The sequence below is a fragment of the Flavobacterium reichenbachii genome, from assembly GCF_002217435.1.
GTDB classification, from domain to species: domain Bacteria; phylum Bacteroidota; class Bacteroidia; order Flavobacteriales; family Flavobacteriaceae; genus Flavobacterium; species Flavobacterium reichenbachii.
Map to the genome: position 1 here is coordinate 1 of NZ_MUHF01000044.1, position 1135 is coordinate 1135.

Here is a 1135-nt window from a genome sequence, read left to right on the forward strand (position 1 = left end):
CTGGCAGTGAAGCTAAGTTTGCAACTGGAGCAATAGTATCAGCAATTGTTACGGTTTGATTTTGGATGGATGTGTTTATGCCGTCACTATACGTCCAAACCACTGTTGTCGATGCTGTAATAGGGAAAGTTGTGGTTGTAGTTCCCGTTACAGTTCCCAAACAATTATCCATCGCCGTTGGTGCTGTGATAGTCGCTGCACTGCATTGCGCCGTAACGACTGGCAGTGAAGCTAAGTTTGCAACTGGAGCCATAGTATCAGCAATTGTTACGGTTTGATTTTGGATGGATGTATTTACCCCGTCACTGTAAGTCCAAACCACTGTTGTCGATGCTGTAATGGGGAAAGTTGTCGTTGTGGTTCCCGTTACAGTTCCCAAACAATTATCCGTCGCCTCTGGTGCTGTGATATTTGCTGCACTGCATTGTGCCGTAACGACTGGCAGTGAAGCTAAGTTTGCAACTGGAGCCATAGTATCAGCAATTGTTACGGTTTGATTTTGGATGGATGTATTTACCCCGTCACTGTAAGTCCAAACCACTGTTGTCGATGCTGTAATGGGGAAAGTTGTCGTTGTGGTTCCCGTTACAGTTCCCAAACAATTATCCGCCGCCGCTGGTGCTGTGATATTCGCTACGCTGCATTGTGCCGTAACGGCCGGCAGTGAAGTCAAGTTGGCAACAGGAGCCATGGTATCAGCTATTGTTACGGTTTGATTTTGGGTGGATGTATTTACACCGTCACTGTAAGTCCAAACTACTGTTGTCGATGCTGTAATAGGGAAAGTTGTGGTTGTGGTTCCCGTTACAGTTCCCAAACAATTATCCGTCGCCGCTGGAACTGTAATACTCGCTACGCTGCATTGCGCCGTAACGGCTGGCAGTGAAGCCAAGTTAGCAACTGGTGCCATAGTATCAGCTATCGTTACGGTTTGATTTTGGGTGGATGTATTTGCACCGTCACTATAAGTCCAAACCACTGTTGTCGATGCTGTAATGGGGAAAGTTGTCGTTGTGGTTCCCGTTACAGTTCCCAAACAATTATCCGTCGCCTCTGGTGCTGTGATATTCGCTACGCTGCATTGTGCCGTAACAGCTGGCAGTGAAGCTAAGTTTGCAACTGGAGCAATAGTATC

General features: G+C 47.0%; 1 protein-coding gene. It reads right to left on the reverse strand.

Features of this window, described 5'->3' with window-relative positions; all coding sequences use genetic code 11:
- Positions 1-1135: hypothetical protein (locus B0A68_RS24595; RefSeq protein WP_207763290.1), on the reverse strand; the 1135-nt coding region annotated here is incomplete at both ends.